Here is a 4422-nt window from a genome sequence, read left to right on the forward strand (position 1 = left end):
CGTGATCGAGATCAGCAGGCCCTTGGCGCCCTTCATCGAGGTTTCGTCGAGCAGCGGGTTGGCGATCGCCGCTTCGGCGGCGGCCATCGCGCGGCCCTCGCCCGAAGCTTCGCCGGTGCCCATCATCGCCTTGCCCATCTCGCGCATGACCGAGCGCACGTCGGCGAAATCGAGATTGATCAGACCTTCCTTGACCATCAGGTCGGTGATGCAGGCGACACCGGAATAGAGCACCTGGTCGGCCATGGCGAAGGCATCGGCGAAGGTGGTCTTGTCATTGGCCAGCCGGAACAGGTTCTGGTTGGGGATGACGATCAGCGTATCGACGCATTTCTGCAATTCCTCGATGCCGAAGTCCGCGGTCTTCATGCGGCGCTGGCCTTCGAAGTGGAACGGCTTGGTGACGACGCCGACGGTGAGGATGCCCTTTTCGCGCGCTGCGCGGGCAACGACGGGAGCAGCACCGGTGCCGGTGCCGCCGCCCATACCGGCTGTCACGAAGCACATATGGGTGTTGGTCAGGTGATCGAGGATTTCATCGATGCACTCTTCCGCCGCCGCACGGCCGACTTCCGGCTGCGATCCCGCACCGAGCCCCTCGGTGACGTGAGCGCCGAGCTGGATCAGGCGGCCTGCCTTCGACATGGTCAGCGCCTGCGCGTCGGTGTTGGCCACCACGAACTCGACGCCGCGCAAACCGGCGGTGATCATGTTGTTGACGGCATTGCCGCCGCCGCCGCCGACACCGAACACGGTGATGCGCGGCTTAAGCTCGGTGATGTCCGGCTTTTGCAGATTGATGGTCATTGTCTCCGTCCTTTGCCTTTCACGCCGCTTCGCCGCCGCGGCCGCCTATGGGGCTGTCCCCGTCAATTTTAGAAACTGTCTCTCAACCACTGACTCATGCGATGCAGTTTTCCGCCCGTTCCGGTCATTTTGAGACCGGAAATTCCTTTCGCCGGATGGCTCTCGAAGCTCGCCATCTGCGGGTAGATCAGAAGCCCCACCGCGGCCGAGAAGGCCGGCCCCTTCGCCGCTTCCGGCAGGCCGGCCACGCCGAGCGGGCGGCCGATGCGCACATTTCGTCCCAGAATGCGGCGCGCCGCCTCCGGCAGGCCGGCAAGCTGGCTGGCGCCGCCGGTAAGAACCACACGCTTGCCCACTGCATTGCCATAGCCGGACTTGTTCAGCCGGTCGCGCAGCAGTTCGAGCGTCTCGTCGATGCGGGCGCGCACGATGCGCGTCATCACCGAGCGCGGGATCTGCAAGGGCACGTCGCCATCGTCACCGATCGGCTGGATCGAGACCAGGTCGCGATCGTCGGCGCTGCCGGGCAGCGCCGAACCATGCATCACCTTCAGCCGTTCGGCGGCATCAAGCGAGGTCGACAGCCCCTTGGCCATGTCCAGCGTGACATGGTTGCCGCCGATGGCGATGGCGTCGCCATGGACGAACTTGCCTTCCGAAAACACCGAGATCGTCGTCGTGCCGCCGCCCATGTCGATGCAGGCCGCACCCATTTCCAGCTCGTCGTCGACCAGCGCCGCCAGCCCGCTGGCATAGGGCGTCGCCACCATGCGCTCGACCGACAGATGCGAACGGTTGATGGACAGCTCCAGATTGCGCATCGGCGCGGCGTCGCCGGTCAGCACATGCATGTCGACGCCGAGTGCGTCGCCGACCATGCCGCGCGGATCGCGCACGCCGCGTTCGGCATCCAGCGAGAAGCCGACGGGAAGCGAATGGATCACTTCGCGCTCGGCCTTCAGCGCCTGCTTGGCGCCTGCACCGAGAACGCGCTTGATGTCGGCCTCGTCGGCCTCGTGGCCGCCAAGATTGATGGTGGCGGAGAAGGCTTCGCTCTTCAGCCGGCCGGCCGTCATGTTGACGATCAGCGAATCAACCGTCAGCCCGGCCATGCGCTCGGCTGCGTCGACGGAAAGGCGGATGGCATGCTCCGCCCTGTCGAGATCGACCACGACACCCGACTTCACGCCTTGCGACTTCTGATGGCCGATGCCGATCACCTGGATCCGGTGCGAACGGCCGCGCAGCAGCTTGCCGTCATCGCACGGCTTGAGCTTGGCCACCATGCAGCAGACCTTGCTCGAACCGACATCCAGCACCGTCAGGGTGCCAGACCGGCGCGACGCGGCATCGCCAGGACTGCCAAGCCAGCTCATATCTTCGTCTCCGGCTTGCGCTTCAGGCTCTTGGGTTTCTCGTTGAGGGCGGCTTCGCGCTGCGTCGCCGCTTCCGCCGTCAACTGGACGACCAGCCGGTCCGTCAGGCGCATGTCGACGGCGGCGATGTCGCGCGACAGCAAACCGTTGTCATGATCCATCTTCACGAGTTCGGCGAGCGCCTGATCCTCGTCGTCCTCGGGAAGCTTGATGGTGATGCCATTGTCCAGCTTCAGGTCCCAGCGCCGTTCGCCGACACGGATATAACCTTTGATCCGGTTCGCGAGCTCGGGATATTTTTCGACCTTGGCCAGGAAATCGGGCGCGCTCGCCGGCGCGCCGGTGCCGATCAGCAGAGGCAGAAGCACCTGCTTGCCGCCCGAGAACGGCGCGATCATGGCGCCATTCTTCTCGATGACCGAAAGCTCGTCACCCTGCTGCCAGAGCGCGAAAGCCTCACGCTCCTCGACACGCACTTCCAGCGTATGCGGATAGACCTTGCGCACCGCCGCGACCTCGATCCACGGCAAGGTCGCAATTCGTTCCCGCGCGGCCTCGGCATTAAAGCCGATCAGCGACGTCCAGCCGTCGAGTTCAAGCCTGTCGAGTATATCGATTTCCGAGGTCTGGCGATTGCCCACCACCTTGACCTGATCGACGGCAAATCCGGTACGGGCGGTGATGCTCTGCACGATACCGTCGACATGACCGCCGAGATAGGCGCCATAGGCACTGCTCGAGAAAATCAGCACGGCCGACATCATGGCCGCGGAAAAGCGTGGCGCCTGGAATTCTCCGACACCGAGGCGCGCCATAATGCGCACCGGGCGGCGCAGCATCCGCGGCAGCACGAAATGGTCCAACGACAACGACAGGCCGAACAGCGCCGGACCGGCCGCGCCCCTCTCCCTACCCTGTCCCCATTTCAACGCAGACACGAAGCGTCCTCCACCATCCAACTCAACAAATCGCCAAACGAGTGCCCGGCATGGGCGGCGATTTCAGGCACCAAGGACGTCGGCGTCATACCCGGCTGGGTGTTGACCTCGAGCCAGACAATCTCGCCGTTTTCGGAATGCCGATCGTCATAACGGAAGTCCGACCGGGAAACGCCCCGACAGCCGATCGCTTGGTGAGCCTTGAGCGCCAGTGTTTGTATTTTTTGGTAAATATTCGGTGAAACTTTTGCGGGGCATTCGTGCTTTGATCCCCCGGCGACATATTTTGAATCATAGTCGTAGAAGGAATGGCCGGTCGGGATGATCTCGCAGACCCCCAGCGCCACATCGCCCATCACCGCGCAGGTCAGCTCCCTGCCGTGGATGTAGCGCTCGACCATGACGGTATCGCCATATTTCCACTCCGACGAGCCAAGAACCTGCGGCGGATGCGACTGGCCTTCATGCACGATGACGACACCAAAGCTCGAACCCTCATTGACCGGCTTGACCACATAGGGCGGCTTCATCGGATGCTTGTTCTGGATGGCGAAGCGGCTGGCGACCTTCGATTCGGCGACCACGATGCCGACCGACTTGGCAACCCGTTTGGCCTGCTCCTTGTTCATGGCCAGAGCCGAGGCGAGCACGCCGGAATGGGTGTAGGGAATGCCGAGATATTCGAGGATGCCCTGGATGGTGCCATCCTCACCAAAAGGGCCGTGCAGCGCATTGAAGGCGACATCGGGCTTGAGCTCGGCAAGCACGGAGCCGACATCGCGCCCGACATCGACGCGGGTGACCTGGTAACCTTCCTTCTCAAGCTCATCGGCGCAAGCCTTTCCGGAGGACAGGGACACGGGCCGCTCGGACGAAAAACCACCCAGCAGGACGGCCACATGCTTGTTTTTCATTCCCCGGCATCCCCTCTCTCACGGCGGACCAAAACCAGATTTTCCGCAACATTGAGTCAGAGTCTCCCGGCAGGTTGCCCCCCCAGACGGAAAACGCTGAAAACGCGTCGAACGACTCAAATCAGGAAACGCTTTCGAGCAGAGAATCAGAGAGTTGATTCACTGGCAAGTGCTTACGATTCCGAGAGATTCACTTTCTAAGAAAATGGATGCGAAAAGCGTGTCGTTGAGTCTTTGCGGCAACGGTCGCGGACCGTTTTTCGCCTCGTTGAAGTTCATGCATCACATGAACTTCAACGAGGCGCTAGGTGTGTCGAGATTCAGGTCAGGCCGAGTCGAAAACGATGGCTTTCGAGAACCGGAGCGGAGCATCACCTGAATATCAGC

Annotated in this window: 4 protein-coding genes; all 4 read right to left on the reverse strand. The window is 62.4% G+C overall.

Features of this window, described 5'->3' with window-relative positions:
- A partial coding sequence (ftsZ, locus tag ENZ74_RS23290) for a cell division protein FtsZ (protein WP_127313011.1) occupies nucleotides 1-807 on the reverse strand: 807 nt, incomplete at its 3' end.
- A 68-nt stretch (nucleotides 808-875) separates the two neighbouring features.
- Nucleotides 876-2183, reverse strand: coding sequence for a cell division protein FtsA (gene ftsA / locus ENZ74_RS23295; protein ID WP_013530962.1), 1308 nt, complete (start codon nucleotides 2181-2183; stop codon nucleotides 876-878).
- The gene (locus tag ENZ74_RS23300; RefSeq protein ID WP_063168308.1) at nucleotides 2180-3121 is read right to left on the reverse strand and encodes a cell division protein FtsQ/DivIB; all 942 of its coding nucleotides are present in this window, start codon (nucleotides 3119-3121) and stop codon (nucleotides 2180-2182) included. The genes ftsA and ENZ74_RS23300 overlap by 4 nt, the downstream gene beginning before the upstream one ends.
- Nucleotides 3109-4035 carry a D-alanine--D-alanine ligase gene (locus tag ENZ74_RS23305; RefSeq protein ID WP_013530960.1) on the reverse strand — a complete coding sequence of 309 codons (927 nt, stop codon included), beginning with the start codon at nucleotides 4033-4035 and terminating at the stop codon, nucleotides 3109-3111. The genes ENZ74_RS23300 and ENZ74_RS23305 overlap by 13 nt, the downstream gene beginning before the upstream one ends.
- Nucleotides 4036-4422 lie beyond the last annotated feature (387 nt).

The organism is Mesorhizobium sp. M7A.F.Ca.CA.002.15.2.1, assembly GCF_003998715.1.
GTDB classification, from domain to species: Bacteria; Pseudomonadota; Alphaproteobacteria; order Rhizobiales; family Rhizobiaceae; genus Mesorhizobium; species Mesorhizobium ciceri.